The following is a 19,726-nucleotide window of genomic DNA, read 5'->3' as shown; positions in this document are numbered from 1 at the left end:
GATCCGCGGCGCGGCGCCGCGCACCAGACGCCCGTGCGCGGGTGCTGGGTCGTCGATCTGCTGCTGGGTAAAGAGTGAACCGGGCGCGATTCGGCTCATACAACGACAGCACGAATCCTCTTCCGTTGGAGTTCGGTCATGCAATTCGGTAAGGTGCGGCGCGCGGGTCAGGAGACAGTTGTAGTGGTCGAACACGGGCTGGCGCGCCCGCTCGATATGGGGCGCAACCCCGCGATCAAGACGCTCGCGGATCTGCTCAACACCCCGGACCCGGTCAAGACCGCGGGCGAGCTACTCGACTCGCTGGCCACCGCGGACCGGCTCGAGGGCACCACCTTCCGCGCGCCGATCGACCAGCAGGAAATCTGGGCCGCGGGCGTCACCTACAAGCGGAGCAAGATCGCCCGCGAAGAGGAATCGGTGGGCGCGGCGCAGTTCTACGACAAGGTCTACTCCGCCCCGCGCCCGGAACTGTTCCTCAAAGCGACCCCGGCGCGGGTCGTCCACCCGGGCCAACCGGTGCGCGTCCGCGGCGACGCGACCTGGAGCGTTCCCGAGCCGGAACTCGCGCTGGTCATCTCGCCCGAGGGGAAGATCGTCGGGTACACGGTCGGCAACGACATGAGTTCGCGCGACATCGAGGGCGAGAACCCGCTGTACCTGCCGCAAGCGAAAATCTACAAGGGCTCGTGCGCGATCGGGCCGCTCATCACGCCCGTCGGCCACATGCCGGAACTCCCCGTGGTGGAAATCCGGCTCGTCATCACGCGGTCGAAGAAAATCGCGTTCGAGGGCACCACGACGCTCGCACAAATGGCCCGCACCGTGGAGAGCCTCGCGGAGTGGCTGTTTAAGGAGAACGAGTTCCCGAACGGCGCGATCCTGCTCACCGGGACCGGGATCGTTCCGCCCGACGACTTCACGCTCCAGTCGGGCGACGACGTGAGCATCACCATTACGGGCATCGGGACGCTGCGCAACCCGGTCGCGTGAGGCCAAGTAACAGGCACTTCCGTGCCGCGGTTTCGCACGCGCGGCAACGACGGCACACGGAAGTGCCTACCTTCGGCGATTCGTGAGCGCTCCGCTCTCACAGGCCGAACGCTGCGAGGGCCGATCCGAGGGCTTCTAGAAGTTCCGGCTTGTTCAGTACGACGACCGACCCGAACGCGAGCAACCGGTCGGCGCCGTAGTCCCCCGAACCACTGCTAACGAACACGCACGGTAGGCCGGGGTCGATCTCCCGAAGGGCCGCAAGGGTGGCCGGTCCGTCCATCTCCGGCATTTGCACATCAACCACCGCGGCGCGGACCTCGGCCCGTCGCGCCCGGTAGATTTCAGTGGCCCGGACCCCGCTCTCGGCCGGCAACGGAATGTACCCGTGGTACGCAACCATTGATGCCAGTACGTTCCGAACGGTCGCCATATCGTCCACGACCAGAACCGCCCCTTTCGGGTGCTTTTCCACAGCCCCTCTCCCGTCCCAGGCCGGCGCGTTGGTGTGTTCGATCTCTCGCTCACTTATCAGATTTGCAACCGAGACCCTGTCAGGAAAATGCGAAATCGGAAGAAACAACCCACCGGTTTGAGCCCTGCGGCTCGGATTTTGGTTCTCCTCGGCTCGTGAACCTCGATCCGATTGTGCGACACACGATCTCAACCGTCGAAGTTGAGCGCGGGTGAGAGATCTTTACTCGAGCGGGACGAGGGTGGGGCACGTCCGTCGGAAGCGCGGCGGGTCATAACGGCGCGAAAAACGATTGCGTCCCAACCAGCACGCATCGGTCACACATTTTCGAGCCACCCGCGTTTGGCGGCGTAGCGAACGATCTCCACGCGACTGCGGATATGGAGCTTCTCCATCGACCGCGTCTTGTACGTCTCGATCGTCTTGACCGAGAGCTTCAGTTGGGCCGCGATTTCCTTGTTGCTGTAGCCGAGCGCGATCAGGCGCACCACTTCCGCCTCGCGCTCGCTGAGTTCGACGGTCGCCGGTTCCCGCTCCGGGGCCGGCCGAACGAAGTCACCGACCGCGCCGAGCGCCGGGTCCAAATAGGTTCCGCCGCCCGCGACGGCGCGGATCGCCTGCACCAGTTCGGCCCCCGCCGCGCGTTTCAGAACGTAGCCCGATGCCCCGGCTTCGAGTAACAAGTTCAGGTAACTCTTGTCCTCGTGGACCGTCAGAACGAGAACCCGCCGGTCCGCACGGGCGGCCCGGACCCGTTGGGTCACTTGCGCGCCGGTCAACCCGGGCATCGACACGTCCACGACCACCACGTCCGGGTCGAGTTCGGCAGTGAGAGCCACCGCGAGGAGCCCGTCGGCCGCCTCGCCGACGACCTCCATCTCGGGCTGCAAGTTAATCAGCGCTTTCAGCCCCTCGCGGACGATGGCGTGGTCGTCCGCAAGCAGCACGCGGATCTTGTTCATGGAACCCCGGTCCTTGCGTCAACGAGAGAAAGGCGCCGGTGAAAGTGGACGAGGTAGGGAATACGATGTGGCGATTTGACTGGCGTCCGGGAAACTCCCGACAGACCCGAATGAGACGTCACTCGAGCACGGCGAACCGGCTCCCGGGCTAAAGGCGCTTCGGCGCCTCGGGAGTTTCAGTGGGCTCGAGTTCGTCCGCGGGAATCGTCGGTGAAAGGAGCCGGCGGAAGTGTTCCAGAACTCCGACCAAGATCCCCGGACCGTGCGAGAACGGAATGCACGGAAAAGTGGGGCCGGGGTTGAACCTTTTCTCCTCGTGGAGCATCATGTTATCCGCACAGGCGTGCAGACTGAGATTCAGGTTTCGGCTCATTGGGACAGCACACAGTGTGGGTTCGACTCCCACCCCCTTCACTCCCAACCTTGGAAGGGGTAGCCCAACGGTAGAGGCGGAACTGCTGCCCCGTAGGTTCAGGTTGTCACGCCAGGTTCAGCACCGTGCCGAGGTGTTCAATCGAACGAACGGCCCCAGCCAACACATAATGGTTCGATTCCATTCCCCCGCGCTTCGCCCAACTGTACGCGGGGGTCGCCTAACGGTAAGGCGGTTGGTTAACAAGGTTAAAGGCCGGCGACCGGAGATCGTGGACACTCCCTGAGACGGCACACCCGCAGGCGCGAGCTTGTAGGGCCAAGCCCCGGCGAGCCGGCGAAAGCTCGTCCGGGGCGCTTTTGTTTCTGGACACTTACCGGACATAAAATAAACACCCGTCCAGTATCGATTCCGATGTGACGCGACGGCCGAGTCCCGGAATGGTTCATGGGACGGCGTTTACCGACGAAATAGTCTGCGGATGTCAGCGAATGTTAGCCGCGCACTCGTGGAATTCTGCGTTTCGCCCGGAGAATTCGCGGTACACCGGCGCGGAGCCGAAAATGTTAGCAAATGTTAGCCGCGTGAGCGCCGACTCGGGTTTCGGGCCGCCGGGACCATAACATCAACTCGAAGCCGTGCCGCGAACCCCGAATCACCGTCTCGACAGATATGACCGACCGCGAATTCGCACTCGACGTCGTCCGCAAACTCCAGAGCGCCGGTTTCTCGGCACTCTGGGCCGGTGGGTGCGTGCGCGACGAGCTCCTCGGCCTCGTCCCCGCAGACTATGACGTTGCCACGTCTGCCCGTCCCGAACAACTGCGACCTCTATTCCGTCGGCGGAACGAGATCGGCGCACACTTCGGCGTCGTGCAGGTCATCGGGCCGAAGAGCGACGACGGCGAATGGCTCACGATCGAGGTCGCGAGCTTCCGCGCCGATGGCGTTTACATCGACGGTCGGCGCCCCGAGACGGTCCGGTTCTCGTCGCCCGAAGAAGACGCCCAGCGCCGCGACTTCACCATCAACGGCATGTTCTTCGACCCGGTGAGAGCGGAACTCATCGACTTCGTCGGCGGGCGCGGGGACCTCGACGCGAAGGTTCTGCGTGCGATCGGCGACCCGGTCGCGCGCTTCACCGAAGACAAGTTGCGCATCCTGCGTGCGGCGCGGATGGCCACGCGATTCGCGCTCGCCATCGACCCCGCCACGCACGCCGCCGCTCGAGCAATGGCACCACAAATCCAAGTGGTGTCCGCGGAGCGGATAGCAGAGGAATTACGCAAACTGCTCGTTCACCCGAACCGCGCACGCGGACTGGAACTGCTGCACGAACTGGGATTGGCTGCGGCGATACTTCCCGAGATCGCGGCCGCCGACGTGTGGGCGGACGCGGTCCGCGTGGTGGAGGGGTTGGGGGGAGGTCAAAACAACCCCTCCCCAACCCCTCCCCTAAACGGAGAGGGGCTTAATACCAGCGATGATTTTTCTCCCCCTTCCTTTTTAGGGAAGGGGGTTGGGGGGTTAGGTTCTTCAGTCGCCTCCTTCCCCCTCGTGTTCGCCGCGGTGCTGCACACTGTTGGCAAAGCGACCACCGAGCGCATCGCCGAACGGCTGAAACTGTCAAACGTCGAAACGGTGCGGTTGAGTTGGCTCGTGGAGAAACAGGGGTATCTCGTTGATGCGTCCACAATGCGCGCGAGCAAGCTGAAGACGATCCTCGTTCACCCCGGCATCGACGAATTGTTGGCACTGCACCGGGCCATCGCACTTGCGCGTGGAGGCAGTCTCGAACACGTCGAGTTCTGCGAGCGCGTGCTGAGAGACACGCCCCCGGAAGAATTGAACCCGCCACCGGTGCTGACCGGTGAAGACTTGATTGCCCGAGGATTGAAGCCCGGCCCCGCGTTCAAGCGGCTGCTCGATGCCGTGCGGGAGGCACAACTTGAGGGTCGCGCGACAACGAAGGAGCAGGCACACGCTCTAGTGCGTCAACTACTTGCGGAACCGGCACCTTCGTCTGGAACACCGCCGGCGTGAGTACGGGTGACGTTCCGCGAACCACTTCGCGCCACCAGAAAGAGAACAGCTTTCGGGCCGTTCGCGGAACTTCGCGCAGAGATACTTTGCTCTCGCCCCCAGCTCGGGGGCGGTGCGTGACGGGTATTTCGGTCACTGGCAGGTTCAGTTGTCGCGCGCGGGTCATCATCTCGGTGTTCACGAAGAACCCGCGCGACTCCGGCATCAGCCCCGCGAGGACGGTGCGCCGAAAAATCTTCAGCGCGCAATCGACGTCACGGACCCGCGTCCCGAGCAGCGCGCGGGCCATCACGTTGTACCCCCACGACAGGAACCGCCGGCGCCAGGGATCTTTTCGGTCGGCACGGTACCCGACCGCGACCGGCACCTCGGTCGCGAGGTCCACGAGCCGCGCCAAATCCGTGAGGTCGAACTGACAGTCCGCGTCCGTAAAAGCGACCAACTCGAACCGCGCGGCCTCGAACCCCGTGCGGAGCGCGGCACCGTACCCGCGATTCCCCTCGTGCCGCAGGAGTCGCGTGTGCGGCGCGCCCGGAAGGGCGTTGCGCACTTCCGCAGCGGTGTCGTCGGAACTGCCGTCATCGACGACCAGCAACTCGAACGCCTCAAAGTGCGCAGCGAGCGCAGTTTCCGCTTCGGCGATCGCACGCGCAATCACCGCGGCCTCGTTAAAGGCGGGGATCACGAGACTCAGTCCTGCGCGATTTGCCGCGTCCATGCGGGTGCTCCCAAGTTGGCCTGGCGCTCGCCATTTAGCAACTCCCCGAAGGTGCGTAAAGTGCGGTCGTTGGCGAAATAGCACTTGTCGGCTGCGGTTCCTCGGGTAGAAATGGAATAGCGGGAGTGCTGATTCCCGAAAGCACTGTTTCACTCGGGCGAGGGCGAGCCGTGACACTGATGAGTCGCAAGGCCGATTACGCCCTCCTCATACTCTCGTATCTTCACCAGCGGAAGGAAGGCGGGACCGCTCGCGCGATCGCGGAGCAGTTCGGCCTCAGCCGCTCGTTCGTGGCGAACATCCTCAAAGAACTGTGCCAGAACGGGTTCGTCGCGAGCCACCGCGGGGTCAAGGGCGGGTACGCACTCGCCCGCGACGCGGCCACCACCAGTCTCGCGGAACTGCTCGAAACGGTGGAAGACGGGTTCCAACTCACGGTATGTAACCACACCACCGACGCCCGGGCCGAAGCCTGTTCGCACGCGACCTCCTGCACGGTGAAAGGGCCGATGGCGGACGTCCATCAGCGACTGATGGGCGTGTTGCAAGGAGTCATGCTCGTCGAACTCTTCGACCCAAAAGCGAAACCGTCCGCGCTCCACGCGCTGCCCCTTTTGGCCGCGACCGGGTGCTGTTCGGCCAACACAGTTGAACAACCTTCCCCGGCGTGACGGCGGTAGCCCCCTGCCCCGCACCACAACAGCCGCCCAACGGCACCAGGACTCGGATACGATCATGACGAAGATGCCGGTTTACATGGACAACAACGCGACCACCCGCACCGACCCGCGCGTGGTGGAAGCGATGCTGCCCTACTTCACCGAAAAGTACGGGAACGCGGCCAGCCGCAACCACCCGTTCGGCTGGGAAGCCGAAGAAGCCGTCGAAACGGCCCGCGGACAGATCGCGGGGATCATCGGCGCGAGCGCGAAGGAAGTCATCTTCACGAGCGGCGCGACCGAGAGCAACAACCTTGCGATCAAGGGCGTTGCGGCGATGTACAAGAAAAAGGGCAACCACGTCGTCACGCAGGCGACCGAGCACAAGGCCACGCTCGACACCTGCAAGCGGCTCGAGCGCGACGGGTTCCGGGTCACGTACCTGCCGGTCGATAAGTACGGCCAGGTCCACGCCGAGCAGATCCGCGAGGTGCTCACCGACAAAACGGTGCTCGTGTCGATCATGGCCGCGAACAACGAGATCGGCAGCCTCCAACCGGTCCGCGACATCGGCCGGCTATGCAAAGAGAAAGGTATCCTCTTCCACACGGACGCGGTGCAAGCGGTCGGCAAGATCCCGCTCGACGTGGAAGACATGGGGATCGACCTGCTGAGCCTGACCGCGCACAAGATTTACGGGCCGAAGGGCATCGGCGCGCTGTACGTCCGCAAGAAAGACCCGCGCGTCCGTCTCGAACCGCAGATCGACGGCGGCGGGCACGAGCGCGGGATGCGATCCGGCACGCTCCCGGTTCCGCTGATCGTCGGCCTCGGCGTCGCGTGCGCGATCGCGAAGGCGGAAATGCCGGAAGAGACGCAGCGGACCTTCGCCCTCCGCGAGCGGCTCCGCAAGGGCATCATGGACAAGCTCCCCGAGAGCTACCTGAACGGGCACCCCACCGAGCGCCTCCCCGGCAGCGCGAACATCAGCTTCGCCTACGTCGAGGGCGAGGGGCTCATGATGGGCATCAAGGACGTGGCCGTGTCGAGCGGGTCCGCCTGCACGAGCGCGAGCCTCGAACCGAGCTACGTCCTCCGGGCACTGGGCGTGGGCGACGAGCTCGCGCACTCCAGCATCCGGTTCGGGCTGGGCCGCTTCAACACCGAGGCGGAAGTGGACTTCGTCGTCGAACTGGTCGTCCGCGAGGTCAACCGCCTCCGCGCGATGTCCCCGCTGTACGAAATGGTGCAAGCGGGCATCGACCTGAAGTCCATCGAGTGGGCCGGGCACTAATTCTGAACCTCCGCGGTCGTTGGCCGCATCATATTTTGTAGGAGAGCGACATGCCGTACAGCGAAAAGGTACTCGACCACTACAACAACCCGCGGAACGTCGGGAGCTTCGATATCGCGGACCCGAGCGTGGGCACGGGGCTCGTCGGCGCGCCGGAGTGCGGCGACGTGATGCGGCTCCAAATCAAGGTGAACCCGGACACGGGCGTCATTGAGGACGCGAAGTTCAAGACGTTCGGGTGCGGGTCGGCGATTGCGTCGAGTAGCCTCGCGACCGAATGGCTCAAGGGCAAGACGGTGGACGAAGCCCTCACGATCAAGAACACCGAGATCGTAGAAGAACTCGCGCTCCCGCCGGTCAAGGTCCACTGCTCCGTGCTGGCCGAGGACGCGATCAAAGCGGCCCTGAAGAACTACCACGAGAAGCAAGACACGACCGACGCGCCCGCTGAAAAAAGCGCGAAACCGGAACCGGCCGGGGTGTAACTCGGCACCCGGGCCGCGGTATAATCCCATAACAAATTCGACCCGATCCCTCGACCGAACGAAAGGTGATTACGATGTCCACCGCTGTTGCGACCGAAACTCAAGGGTTGGGCCTCAAGGACGCGCCTCCGGCCGCGCCGCCCGTCGTTGTGACGGAAAAGGCCGCGCTGGAAGTCAAGCGCCACATCGCCGAGATGACCGAGCGCAAGGAGATCGAGCCGGGCGGCACCCTGTACCTCCGCGTCCGCGTGCAGGGCGGTGGGTGCAGCGGGTTCCAGAACAAGCTCGACCTCGACGCCAAGTACGACGAGAAGTCGGACCACAAGTTCGAGTTCCACGGCATCGAAGTGGTTGTGGACAAGCGCTCGCTCCTGTACCTCAACGGCGCCACCGTGGACTTCCACGACGACCTCAACAAGCGCGGCTTCACGATCTCGAACCCGCAAGCCAAGAGCACCTGCGGGTGCGGTAGCTCGTACAGCATGTAAGGAGGTGTTTCGTTCTCGGTCGAACCAGTCCGCCGAGCGTTCTCGATTGATTGAACACTGAGAACTGAACACCGAACACTATGCTCGAAGACCACTTCCACCGCCTCGGCCTTCCGAGGCGGTTTACTGTTGATGCGGGCGAACTGGAGCGAGCGTACTTGGCGCGGTCGCGCGCGGTTCACCCCGACTTCCACCTCGCGGGCTCGTCGGCGGACCTAAACGCGAGTCTAGAACTGTCAGCCGCGGTCAACGAGGCATACAACACACTCCGCGATCCGTTCGCCCGCGCCGAACACCTGCTCGCGCTCGAAGGCGGCCCCAGTGCGGCGGAACACAAACAGGTGCCGCCCGCGTTCCTCGCGGAAATGCTCGACGCCCGCGAGGAGATCGAGACGGCCCGGGGAAAGCGGCCCGAAACGGAGCGCCTCGAACGGGCCTTCAGCGCCCGGTTCGACGGACTGATGAGTGACGCGGCGGGACTGTTCGAGCAACTCGCCGCGCTCCCGCCCGAAGACGCGCAGCGCGCGAACCTTCGGATTCGAGTGCGGGGTCTGTTGAACGCGGCGAAGTACGTTCGCGGATTGCTCCGCGACCTCCACGACTGAACGGGAGCCACGATGTACGACCCGGCGAACTTGAAGAAACTCAAGACGATGAAGGAGTTGGCCCCGGAGGGCATGGCGGCCTTTGATGCGCTGAACGCGGCGGTGTTCAAAGACGGCGCGCTGTCCGTAAAAGTCAAAGAGCTGATCGCCGTGGCGGTGGCCGTTACGACACAGTGCCTGTATTGCATCGACGTCCACGTCAAGAAGGCGAAGGCCGCCGGCGCAACGGAGGCCGAACTGACCGAGGCGACACTGGTGGCCGCGGCCCTTCGCGCGGGCGGAGCCGTGACCCACGGCACCCACGCCATCGGGTGATAGTTTTTGGGCGTGTAACTCAGCGGTTAGAGTGCCTCCCTTACAAGGAGGAAGTCGGGGGTTCGAGTCCCTCCACGCCCACTTTTCACACATTTCCCGCCCCGAGTTCTCCATGAAGAACGCCTGTCCCAAGTGCGGAACCGCGTACAACGTGAACGCATCGGTCATCGGCCGCAAATTCACGTGCAAGAACTGCGGCACCCCGGTCGTCGTGACCGAGGAAGGACTGGACTACCAAAACGCCGCACCCAAAGCGCCCCCGCCACCCGCGCCGGTGGCCCCCGCGTCATCGGTCGGCGGCGCCTTTGATTTCGATGCCGGAGGGGAAGAGGAACTGCGGCCATCTCGAGCCGCAAAAGCGCCGAAGCCCCCGAAGGGCCGCTCACGCGACGACGATGAAGAGGACGCACGGGACGTCAAGAAGAAGCGGAAGTACGAGGACGACGCCGAGGACGACATTCCCGCGCGCAAGCCAAAGAGGACCGGTAACGAAAAGAACATGGTGAAGGACTTTCTGTTCTTCAAGGAGTTCATCGCACCGGCTTTTGTCAAAGTGATCTTCATCCTGGCGGCCCTGATTATCATCGGTAGCGGGCTCATCGCGGTTCTCTACGGGTTGATTTCGGGGAAGGTTGAAATCATCTTGGCCGGGCTCGGGTATCTCGTCATCGGCGTTCCCTTCTACCTCCTGTTGGCTCGAATCTACTGCGAATTGATCCTCCTCGGGTTCGCGATCTATGACCGGATGGGTGAGGTGAAAGCGCTGTTAGAGAAGAACAACCCGCCCGCCCCGCCCGCCCCTCCAGCGCCGCCGGTGCCCTGATCTGGCGCGGGAAGAGCGCCCGCGTTGGCCGATCTGCTCCGCGACATTCCGAAAGGCGGAACGGGCGTGCGAGGTACATCCAGTTGCCTCTGTGTGTCGATCCGCCTCGTCTCCGTGCATTCGTCTCCGCGGGTTTAAGCCCGAGCTTCGATGCCCTCGCGCCCGCGGACACTTCGAGATTCAACCGGTAAGCACCGCAACATCATGATGAACCCGTCCGTTGTCGGTATCGATCTGGGAACGACTTTTAGCCTCGCCGCGTATGTCGAGAACGGGCGCCCGGTCGTCGTGCGCGACGCGGCCGGTGTCGCGCTCGTGCCGAGCTGTATTTCCTTTCACGACGACGGGTCCGTGCTCGTCGGGAGCGCGGCGAAAGAGCGGGCCCTGTCCGACCCGGAACACACCATCTTCAGCGTGAAGCGGCTTATGGGCCGCACGCTCGCGGACCTGAAAAAAGAACTCGAACTCATCCCGCACCAGATCGTCGAGCGGGAGACCGGGGACAATCGAAAGGTGCTCCGCGTCACTATTGGGGGGCACGAGTACACGCCGGAGGAGCTCTCCGCGCTGATCCTGAAGGAAGTCCGCAAGCGGGCCGGGAACCCGACGAAGGCGGTCATTACGGTCCCCGCGTACTTCGACGACTCGCAGCGCCAGGCCACGCGCGACGCCGGCCGAATCGCGGGGCTGGACGTGCTGCGCATCGTGAACGAGCCGACCGCCGCAGCGCTCGCCTACGGACTCGACCGGCGCGGGTCCGGCACGGTCGCCGTGTACGACCTCGGCGGCGGCACGTTCGATTGCTCGGTGCTGTCGCTCGCCGAAGGTGTATTCAAGGTACTCGCGACCAACGGCGACACGTACCTCGGCGGCGACGACTTCGACCGCTTGCTGATGCACCTCGCGGCCAAAGAGATGGGGATCGACCTTCAAGGGGTTGCGAAAGATCCCGAATTGCTCCAACACCTCCGCGACGCGGCCGAGCGCACGAAGATCGCCCTCAGCACCGCCGACGCCGTGGAGTTCGTGGTCGATCTGAGTTCTTCCGCGCGCGAGGTAATGATCGCGCCGTTCCGCCGAACCGTTACGCGGACCGAGTTCGAGGAACTGATTCGACCACTCATCGATCGCAGCCTGGATCGGTGCAAGGCCGCACTTCGCGATGCGAATCTCACCCCGGCGCAAGTCGATGAAGTCGTTCTCGTCGGTGGGTCGACGCGAATCCCGTATGTGCGCAAGCGCGTCGGCGAGTTCTTTGCCAAAACGCCGCACACCGGGCTGAACCCGGACGAGGTCGTGGCGCTGGGCGCTGCGGTGCAGGCCGACATCCTCACGAGCGGGCGCCGGGACATGCTCCTGCTCGACGTGGTGCCGCTCTCGCTCGGGATCGAAACACTGGGCGGTGTGGTGGACAAGCTGATTCACCGCAACACCACCGTACCGGCCCGCGCAACCACGCGGTACACGACCGGCGCCGACAACCAGACCGCGATCCTGGTCAACATCTATCAGGGCGAGCGCGAACTTACGAAGGATTGCCGGTTCCTCGGCACGTTCAAGCTGTCGGGCATCCCGCCGATGCCGGCGCAGTTCGCGCAGGTCGATGTCACGTTCCTGGTGAACCAGGACGGCATCCTCACCGTTTCCGCGAAGGAGCAGCGCAGCGGCGCGCAGGCACAAGTCACCGTGCAGCCGGCGCACGGGCTTTCGGCTGCGGAAGTCGATCAACTCGTCAACGAGAGCATCGAGAACGCACAAGAAGACTTCACCACGCGGCGGCTCATCGAGCTACGGAACAAGGCCGAAAACGACTTACGTCACACCAAGAAGGCGCTCGCACAGGCCGCGGACAAGCTCACACCGGATCAGCGCGCCGCGATCGCTTCGGCGAGCGAAACCCTGCGGGCCGCCATCACCGGGTCCGAGTTGAACGTACTCCAGCGCTCAATTGACGAATTCGGCGCGGCCACGAACCCCCTCGCGACTCTGGTAATGAACGAGGTACTTCGGCAATCACTCGGCGGCACCGACGCGGACGACCTGAACCCGGACAAGCTGTAAGCGGTTGGAGGATTCCCCCATGACGTGGACCGACGGGCGCGAAATCGGCGAAGCGCTGTTCGACCAGTTCGACACGATTAACCCGCTCTCGGTGCGGTTCACGGACCTGCACAAGCACGTGATGAACCTCGAAGGGTTCACCGGTAAGCCGAACGAGTCGAACGAAAAACTCCTCGAAGCCATCCAAATGGCGTGGTACGAGGAGTGGAAGGACGAGTACGGCGACGACAAGTAACGGTCACGGGCCGGGCTTCGGCTCCGACGGAACGCGGTTGTAGAGCGTCGTGAGGTCGGCCATCCGCTGAATCGCGTCCGGGCGGAACTGGTCGAGCCGGAACCGCCAGCGCCAGTTCCCGGCAGCGACGCCCGGCTTGTTCATCCGCGCGTCGCTGCCCATGCTCAACAGATCCTGAAGCGGCGCGATCGCGACCGTCGCGACCGATGCCCACGCCTCACGAATCAAGTCCCACGACACGTCCCCGATCCCCTTCCCCAGCGTCAGCGCGAGATAGTTCCGGTCACGATCGTTGAGGGTCGCGAACCAGCCGTGAACGGTGTCGTTGTCGTGTGTGCCGGTGTAGCACACGCAGTTGGGGACGTAGTTGTGCGGCCAGTGCAAGTTGGTCGGCCCTTCGAGTGCGAACTGAATCACGCGCATGCCCGGTAGCGCAAGCGCGTCGCGCAGTTCGACCACGTCGGGCGTAATCACCCCGAGGTCTTCCGCAATGATCGGCAACCCACCGAGTGCGGTCCGGAGCCGCTCGAACAGCTTCATACCGGGGCCGTCCACCCACTTCCCGACGCGCGCGGTCAGTTCCGTGGCCGGGATGTGCCACGCCTGCCGGAACCCGCGAAAGTGATCGAGCCGAATCAGATCGACCTGCTTCAACTGGCGCAGCACGCGGGCGCACCACCACGAGTAGCCGGTCGCCTCCATCCGGTCCCAGTCGTAGATCGGGTTCCCCCAGTGCTGCCCGTCCTCGCTGAAGTAGTCCGGCGGCACGCCCGCAACAACAGTCGGCTTCCGGTCGGGGTCCAGGAGGAACTCGTCCGGGTGTACCCACACGTCGGCCGAATCGAGCGCGACGAAGATGGGCGCGTCGCCGATGATCTTCACCTTCCGGTCGGCCGCGAACTTCTTCAGTGCGGTCCACTGTCGATCGAACAGGAACTGCCCGAACTTGTGCATCAACACTTCGCCCGAGATTTGTTTCTCCAGTTCCCCCAGTGCAACCGGATTCCGGCGCAGCAGGTCCGGCGGCCACGCGAGTAGCCCCGTGTTACCGAGCGCCTCGCGGATCGCAACGAACAGAGCGAACCCGTCGAGCCACCCGGCTTCGGCGGTGCAGTAGTTTTCAAAGTCGTGCTTGAGGTGCGCGGCCTTCCCACCTCGAAACGAGTCCCACGCGGTCCGGAGCATCTTCGTCTTGAACGGCGTGACGCGATCGAACTGAACGTCCCCGTCGGCGAAGTGCTCGTTCGCCCACAGATCAGCGCTAACGAGGCCGTCTTGCTGCAACAGTTCGGGGCTGAGCAGGTTGACGCTCCCCGCAAACGCGGAGAGCGACTGGTAGGGCGAGTCCCCCGCCCCGGTGGGACCGAGCGGGAGCACCTGCCACCACGACTGTCTCATCGCGGCGAGCGTCTCCACCCACCGGTACGCGACCGGCCCGAGATCGCCGATGCCGAACGGTCCCGGGAGACTCGTGGGGTGGAGCAGGATACCGGACGATCGCGGGAGTGACGATGTGGCCATACGGACCCTCGGCGCGGAAATGTCTCCATTTGGGGTATCAGATGAGAAGAGAAGAGAGAAGAGCCGCCGCGGATGAACACAGAAGAACACGGGTCAAAACAAAAAACGCGATCCGTGTCCCGGCCCAATCCACCACGTTAGGATGGTTGTGTTCGTGCCGCCAGTACGAGGAACCGATGATGGCGAAAGTCGTGTACTATTCGGGCCACGTTCAAGGCGTCGGGTTCCGCGCAACGACCGCGTGGATCGCGCGGACCCACCCACAAGTCCGCGGATGGGTACGGAACCTCGCGGACGGGCGCGTCGAGTTACTCGCAGACGGGGATGCGCGAGCAATTGCAGCGTTCCTGGCCGACGTCCGCCAGCGCATGGCGGACCACATCACAGCGGAAGAGATTTTCGAGCGCGAACCGGACCACGCACTCACCGGGTTTCTCATCAGCTACTGAGTTCGATGAACCAACGAATCCAATATAACTCAAATCGAAACACAACTTGCGCCAGCGGTCGCACATTACGTCCGCACACGAAAACCGATCGCTGAACGTTTTTTACCGACCGCGCCAACGTCCGCGCACCTCCGTCGTTGGGTTCAACAACACGCCCGTCCCCCGACCCGAGAGCGACATGAAAAAGGCATGCCCGTGCCTCACCGCGATCGCGCTGGCCCTTTCCGTTAGCGCGATCCCCGCCCCGAGCCCGGCCGCACCCACCAACCCGGGTCTGACCTTTGTCCCGGAAGTGGCGCCGCCCCCACACGACCGCGTGCCGCCGTATGCGCACACGGCCATCGGTGCGGTAATCGAAGCGAACGGGTGGAAGGTACCCGCAACCGGGACGGAACTTACCACCGCGCTCAGGAAGCTCGGCGACTTCGTGCAACTCCCGGTCACGTTCTCGGCCGTTGCACTAAACTCCGGTTTGTCGCACCCGCGAGTCGTCATCGCGACGCGCCCGTCATCGCACCCGGGGATGGTGGCGCAAGCGACCGGCGGATTCGGTGGGTGGGGCGGCTCGCGCGGACCGACGCGACTCGTCGCCGGCACGTCCGCACCGCTCGGGAGCGCCGCCGCGAACAGCACGTACCTCGAAGGTCGGCTGTTCCTCGCCGCGAACACAGAAGCGAGTGAGAACGGACCGGTCGTAAAAACCGTCGAATTTATTTCGTGGAACAGCCGGAAACAAAAGTTCGACTTCGGCGTGATCGAGGGCATGAGCGAGAAACCCGAACTAAAAATTCTCGACGGCGCCCGCTGCTTCAGTTGCCACAAGAACAAGGGGCCGATCCTGGGTGTCGCGCCGTGGTCGAACACCGCGTTTAACGAACTGGTGCGCACGACCTCTACCCCGCTGTTCAAGTTCACTTCACGACAAAACCAGGAAGGAAAAGAAGATTCGGCCCTTGGCCTCCGCGATGACATCGACGGACTGAAGCTCCTCGCGCCGAGCGGACCGGAAGTGGACGCCGCGGTGCGACAAGGCGCCGATGTACTCCGGGACCGCGCGCGGTACAAATTACTCGCGCAAACCGCCGAAGGGCGCAAGGCGCTCGTGCTGCTGCTCTCCGCGATCGCCGCGCAAGGGCCGCTCGAGAAATTCGACAAGCAATTGAAACTCGAACTCAACCAGCTCGATCTGGTCCCGTTCCTGCAACAAGCGCACGCCGCGAACAAGGCGCTCGCGCCTAGCGCGCTCGCGGACTTCAGCCCCGCCGGGCCCGCGAACAAGATAGTCGCCACGAAGGGACCGACGGGGACCAATCCGGTGACGAAGTACGATGCGCTCCGGGCGACCGGCGCGCACGGCCTGCCGTCCCTACACCAACCGAGTAACCCCAAAGCGTTCGTGCGCCCCAACACCCCCGCTCCCCAAAACCCTTCGCAACTCGTGAGCGCAGTGGCTCTCGCACGTGCCATCGGACTGAGTGAAGGCGATCGCACGTTCCTCGCGACAAACCTCTCCCTGGCCGTAACGCGAATCGGCCGCACCGACGTCACGCCCGCGACACTCGCAAAGACGGTCTTCACCGGACCGAGTTTCGCGGACGTGCTGAAGGACGGCGTGTTACCGGAGCGCGACGACTTCAAGGACCGGTTCGTCGCGGGCGTGGTCGAGGTGACCGCGCGCCACCAGGCGGGCGCGCGGTTCTGGGCGGCACGCACCACGTACACGAGTACGCCCCAGCGCGACCCGAGCGCGACGAACGAGAAGGAAATCGAAGTGCTGCCGTCGCACGCCTGTGCGACCTGTCACGACTTCCGCACGGGACCGAAGCCCGCCGCATTCAGCCCGATCCCGGTACTGGCGTTCGACCCACTCGACGCGACCACCCGGGACAACTGGCTGAAGACCGCGAGCCGCAAGCAAAGGCAGGACGTGCTCGGGCGGTTACTGAAGCGGATCGACAAGGACAAAGACATGCCGCCGGAAGACTCGGTCGAGGCGGAACTGTACCGCGTCAAAGACCCGACCGCGATCAGCGCCTTGAAGGAGTGGCTCGATGCCGAGTTGAAGAAGGCGAAATAGCTCACCCATAAAAAGCACCCGGCGCCGATTGCAATCGGCGCCGGGTGCTCGCCGTTCCCACAGGTCTCAACTGAACCGGTAAGTGCCGGGCATCGGGACCGGCGGCGTCGCGATCGGCCCCCAGGCGTATTCCTTCGGCGAGAGGTTCTGCTTCGCGTTAAGTGCATCGGCCCAGGTGATCTTCTTGCCGGTGTAGGCCGCTTCCCGGGCCATGATCGCCATCAGCGTGCTGTGCGCAGCGCTCTCGCCGTCGTTAATCAGCTTCCCGGAGCGGATGCCGGCGAACAGCTCGTCGTGCTCGACCTGGTACATGCTCCGCACCTTCGCGGCGCTGCCGAACGCCCACCCCTCCCCTCCGGTCGGGGTGACCGTGTGGTCCATCAGTTGCGCGGAGCCCTTGGTGCCCATGATGTGATCGTTGACGTCCCCGTCGCACCCGTCGGTCTGGCGGCAGAACGAGAACAACTTCGCGCCGTTATCGTATTCGAGCGTCGCGCCGAAGTGATCGTAGACGTACCCGAACTTCGGGTCGCGGCGTACCTGGCGCCCGCCCACGGCGGTCGCCGCCACCGGGAGCTTCCCGAACACCCAGTGCGCCTTATCGAAGTTGTGGCAGTGCTGCTCGACGATGAAGTCCCCGCTGAGCCACGTGTAGTAGTACCAGTTCCGCATCTGGAACTCCATCGGGGACCACTTCGGGTCGTTCCCGCGGTGCCAGATGGCCCCGGTGAGGTACGTGATGTGCATCGCGGCGACGTCGCCGATCATCTTGTCGTGGATGCGTTTTACGGTCTCGCGCTTGGCGAGATCGTACCGGTAACAGAACCCGGAGCACAGGCTGAGGTTCTTTTCCTTCGCGAGCCGCGAGGTGGCGATCACCGAGCGGACGCCGGCCGCGTCCACGGCCACGGGCTTCTCACAGAACACGTGCTTCCCGGCCTTGATCGCCGCTTCGAGGTGCAGCGGGCGGAAGCCCGGCGGGGTGGTGAGTAGCACCACGTCCACGTCGCTCTCGATGACCTTCTTGTACCCGTCGAAGCCGTCGAACCGGCGCTCCTTCGGAACGTCCACCTTACCGGCGATGCTCTTGATGCCGCTCAGGTTGGTGAGGCTGTCCTCCAGCCGGTCCATGAACGCATCGGCCATCGCGACCAGCTTGACCTTGGGATCGGACTGGAGCGCCTCGCGCGCCGCCCCGGTGCCGCGGTTACCGCACCCGATGAGGCCGACTTTGAGTATCCCGTCCCCCGCGGCAAACGCGCCGGGTAAGAGGGACACGGTGGCCGCTGTTGCGGCCGAAGTCTGAATGAAGGCGCGGCGCGTCGTGTCTGACATTTTTGGCTTCTCACTGATAACGGGAGAGGTTGGCAGGAGATGTTTATTGTGCGCGAAGACGAGGGCGGAGGCTACAGTTTTGCCCGGCAATCGAGGGCCAAGAGCTTTCGCCACAAAGGGCGATAGGAAGAATTATTGGACAGGATTCAAGCAGGTATTCCAATCCGGTTTATCCTGTTGATCCTGTCCAATAATTCTTCCCTCGTTCACTCAGGCGATCAGTTCCTTGATGACGTTCGCCTTCTCGACGCCGACGAGCTTCTGGTCGAGCCCCTGGTAGCGATAACTGAACTTGTCGTGGTCGAGCCCGAGCAGGCGCAGGATGGTCGCGTGCAGGTCGCGCACGTGAACCGGGTCTTTCGCGATGTTGTAGCTGAAGTCGTCGGTTTCGCCGTAGACGGTGCCGCCCTTCGACCCGCCGCCGGCCATCCACATCGTGAAGCAGCGCGGGTGGTGGTCGCGCCCGTAGTTCGTCTTCGAGAGCCCGCCCTGACTGTAGATGGTCCGGCCGAACTCGCCGCCCCAAATTACGAGCGTGCTATCGAACAGGCCCTGCCGCTTGAGGTCTTGAATGAGCCCCCAGCACGGCTGGTCCACGTCCTTACACTGGTCCGGCATGCGCCCGCCGAGGTTGCCGTGGTGGTCCCAGTTGTTGTGGTACACCTGCACGAACCGCACCCCGCGCTCGACGAGCCGGCGCGCGGTGAGTGCGGTATGCGCGAAGCTCCCGGACTTCTTCACGTCCGGCCCGTACAGGTCGAGGACGTTCTGCGGCTCCTTCGAGAGGTCCGCGAGGTCCGGCACGCTGGACTGCATCCGGTACGCCATCTCGTACTGCGCGATGCGGGTCTTCGTTTCCGGGTCGTTGAGCAACCCGTGGTTCAGTTCGTTCAGTTTGTTCAGGCCGTCGAGCGTGGTGCGGCGAACTTCGGGGGACACGCCCGGCGGGTTGTTGATGAACAGAATCGGGTCGTTCGCGGCGCGGAAACTCACCGCCGCGTGCTCGCCGGGCAGGTAGCCCGATTGCCACAGCCGGGCGGAGATGGCTTGCACCTGCTCCTGGTTGCTCGGTTTCGCGACCATCACCACGAACGTCGGCAGGTTTTGGTTGAGCGACCCCAGACCGTAACTGGCCCACGCGCCCAGGCACGGGCGCCCGGTGACCATGTTCCCGGTCTGCATGTGCGTGATGGCGGGCTCGTGGTTGATGGCCTCCGTGTGCATCGACCGGATGAACACGAGGTCGTCGGCCATCTTCGAGGTGTGGGGAAGCACCTCGCTGATCCACATCCCGCACTTGCCCTGTTGCGTGAACTTGTACTTGCTTGGCGCGATCGGGAACCGCGCCTGGCCGCTGGTCATCGTGGTGAGCCGCTGACCCTTGCGGACGCTCTCGGGCAGGTCCTTATCGTAAAAGTCCTGCATCTTCGGCTTGTAGTCATAGAGGTCCAGTTGCGACGGACCGCCGACCATGTGGAAGTAAATGATGTTCTTGCACTTCGTGGGGAAGTGCGTGTGCGGCAGCGCCGCGCCGATCCCTGTTTCGGTGCCAGCACCGGCTTTCGGCACCGGCGCCCGTTCGGCGCCGCTCCCGGTCATCGCAGCCAGCGCCGCAGCGCCGAGTGACAGCCCGCTGGACGCGAAGAAGTGGCGCCGCGTGAGTTCGAGTGCGCGCGGGTTATCGAAGAGGTTCATTGTGGGTCTCGTGTATTGGGATGAATTCGCGGACCGCAAATCGCCAGGGGTTTCGCGTTGCTCCACCCTGGCTACATTCTGACGCCCTTCCAGGGCTACAAAACGGTGTTGCCTTCAGCC

18 protein-coding genes, 1 tRNA gene and 1 pseudogene are annotated in these 19,726 nt (G+C 64.0%); 14 read left to right on the top strand and 6 right to left on the bottom strand.

What is annotated here, in order from left to right:
• The first annotated feature begins 138 nt into the window (after nt 1-138).
• Nucleotides 139-993, top strand: coding sequence for a fumarylacetoacetate hydrolase family protein (locus tag J8F10_RS04055; RefSeq protein WP_210652588.1), 855 nt, complete (start codon nt 139-141; stop codon nt 991-993).
• 97 nt (nt 994-1,090) lie between these two features.
• On the opposite strand, the gene J8F10_RS39705 is transcribed toward J8F10_RS04055, so the two are convergent.
• Nucleotides 1,091-1,468: a response regulator gene (locus J8F10_RS39705; protein WP_210652587.1), complete on the bottom strand. Its 378-nt coding sequence runs from the start codon at nt 1,466-1,468 to the stop codon at nt 1,091-1,093.
• Nucleotides 1,469-1,785: 317 nt separating this feature from the next.
• A complete protein-coding gene (locus J8F10_RS04045; RefSeq protein WP_210652586.1) occupies nt 1,786-2,430 on the bottom strand; it encodes a response regulator in 645 nt (214 codons plus the stop codon).
• 1,045 nt (nt 2,431-3,475) lie between these two features.
• Between J8F10_RS04045 and J8F10_RS38400 the strand changes: the two genes are divergently transcribed.
• Nucleotides 3,476-4,846: a CCA tRNA nucleotidyltransferase gene (locus J8F10_RS38400; RefSeq protein WP_246522877.1), complete on the top strand. Its 1,371-nt coding sequence runs from the start codon at nt 3,476-3,478 to the stop codon at nt 4,844-4,846.
• A gap of 226 nt (nt 4,847-5,072) precedes the next feature.
• On the opposite strand, the pseudogene J8F10_RS38395 reads toward J8F10_RS38400, so the two are convergent.
• A pseudogene (locus J8F10_RS38395) lies at nt 5,073-5,564 on the bottom strand (glycosyltransferase family 2 protein); the annotation flags it as partial.
• Nucleotides 5,565-5,743: 179 nt separating this feature from the next.
• Here J8F10_RS38395 and J8F10_RS04030 point away from each other — a divergent pair.
• The 10 genes from J8F10_RS04030 (at nt 5,744) to iscX (ending at nt 12,529) form a co-directional block, all read left to right on the top strand.
• On the top strand, nt 5,744-6,235 hold the full coding sequence (locus J8F10_RS04030; protein WP_246523909.1) for an RrF2 family transcriptional regulator: 492 nt from the start codon (nt 5,744-5,746) through the stop codon (nt 6,233-6,235).
• A gap of 64 nt (nt 6,236-6,299) precedes the next feature.
• A complete protein-coding gene (locus tag J8F10_RS04025) occupies nt 6,300-7,517 on the top strand; it encodes an IscS subfamily cysteine desulfurase (protein WP_210652583.1) in 1,218 nt (405 codons plus the stop codon).
• A 50-nt stretch (nt 7,518-7,567) separates the two neighbouring features.
• Nucleotides 7,568-8,002 (top strand): Fe-S cluster assembly scaffold IscU, encoded by a 435-nt coding sequence (iscU, locus tag J8F10_RS04020; RefSeq protein WP_210652582.1) that lies wholly within the window; start codon nt 7,568-7,570, stop codon nt 8,000-8,002.
• Nucleotides 8,003-8,076: 74 nt separating this feature from the next.
• Nucleotides 8,077-8,490, top strand: a complete 414-nt coding sequence (locus tag J8F10_RS04015; protein WP_210652581.1) for a HesB/IscA family protein — start codon at nt 8,077-8,079, stop codon at nt 8,488-8,490.
• A gap of 80 nt (nt 8,491-8,570) precedes the next feature.
• The gene (gene hscB / locus J8F10_RS04010) at nt 8,571-9,095 is read left to right on the top strand and encodes a Fe-S protein assembly co-chaperone HscB (protein WP_210652580.1); all 525 of its coding nucleotides are present in this window, start codon (nt 8,571-8,573) and stop codon (nt 9,093-9,095) included.
• A 12-nt stretch (nt 9,096-9,107) separates the two neighbouring features.
• A complete protein-coding gene (locus J8F10_RS04005; protein WP_210652579.1) occupies nt 9,108-9,410 on the top strand; it encodes a carboxymuconolactone decarboxylase family protein in 303 nt (100 codons plus the stop codon).
• 8 nt (nt 9,411-9,418) lie between these two features.
• Nucleotides 9,419-9,491: transfer RNA gene (locus tag J8F10_RS04000), tRNA-Val, on the top strand.
• A 31-nt stretch (nt 9,492-9,522) separates the two neighbouring features.
• The gene (locus J8F10_RS03995; protein WP_210652578.1) at nt 9,523-10,233 is read left to right on the top strand and encodes a DUF4282 domain-containing protein; all 711 of its coding nucleotides are present in this window, start codon (nt 9,523-9,525) and stop codon (nt 10,231-10,233) included.
• 150 nt (nt 10,234-10,383) lie between these two features.
• Nucleotides 10,384-12,294, top strand: coding sequence for a molecular chaperone DnaK (gene dnaK / locus J8F10_RS03990; RefSeq protein WP_246522868.1), 1,911 nt, complete (start codon nt 10,384-10,386; stop codon nt 12,292-12,294).
• Nucleotides 12,295-12,313: 19 nt separating this feature from the next.
• On the top strand, nt 12,314-12,529 hold the full coding sequence (gene iscX, locus J8F10_RS03985; RefSeq protein WP_210652577.1) for a Fe-S cluster assembly protein IscX: 216 nt from the start codon (nt 12,314-12,316) through the stop codon (nt 12,527-12,529).
• A 3-nt stretch (nt 12,530-12,532) separates the two neighbouring features.
• On the opposite strand, the gene malQ is transcribed toward iscX, so the two are convergent.
• Complete coding sequence (malQ, locus tag J8F10_RS03980) at nt 12,533-14,050, bottom strand: 4-alpha-glucanotransferase (RefSeq protein WP_210652576.1); 1,518 nt, start codon at nt 14,048-14,050, stop codon at nt 12,533-12,535.
• 176 nt (nt 14,051-14,226) lie between these two features.
• Here malQ and J8F10_RS03975 point away from each other — a divergent pair, with 176 nt between their 5' ends.
• Nucleotides 14,227-14,499 (top strand): acylphosphatase, encoded by a 273-nt coding sequence (locus J8F10_RS03975; RefSeq protein ID WP_210652575.1) that lies wholly within the window; start codon nt 14,227-14,229, stop codon nt 14,497-14,499.
• Nucleotides 14,500-14,677: 178 nt separating this feature from the next.
• Nucleotides 14,678-16,576, top strand: a complete 1,899-nt coding sequence (locus J8F10_RS03970; RefSeq protein WP_210652574.1) for a hypothetical protein — start codon at nt 14,678-14,680, stop codon at nt 16,574-16,576.
• 66 nt (nt 16,577-16,642) lie between these two features.
• Here J8F10_RS03970 and J8F10_RS03965 read toward each other — a convergent pair whose 3' ends face one another.
• Together J8F10_RS03965 and J8F10_RS03960 are read right to left on the bottom strand one after the other, a co-directional pair.
• A complete protein-coding gene (locus J8F10_RS03965) occupies nt 16,643-17,911 on the bottom strand; it encodes a Gfo/Idh/MocA family protein (protein ID WP_210652573.1) in 1,269 nt (422 codons plus the stop codon).
• A gap of 210 nt (nt 17,912-18,121) precedes the next feature.
• A complete protein-coding gene (locus tag J8F10_RS03960; protein WP_210652572.1) occupies nt 18,122-19,606 on the bottom strand; it encodes a DUF1501 domain-containing protein in 1,485 nt (494 codons plus the stop codon).
• Nucleotides 19,607-19,726: the final 120 nt, after the last annotated feature.

Origin of the sequence: Gemmata palustris, from assembly GCF_017939745.1 — a bacterium.
GTDB lineage: Bacteria > Planctomycetota > Planctomycetia > Gemmatales > Gemmataceae > Gemmata > Gemmata palustris.
This window is presented reverse-complemented; position numbering and strand designations above follow the sequence as displayed.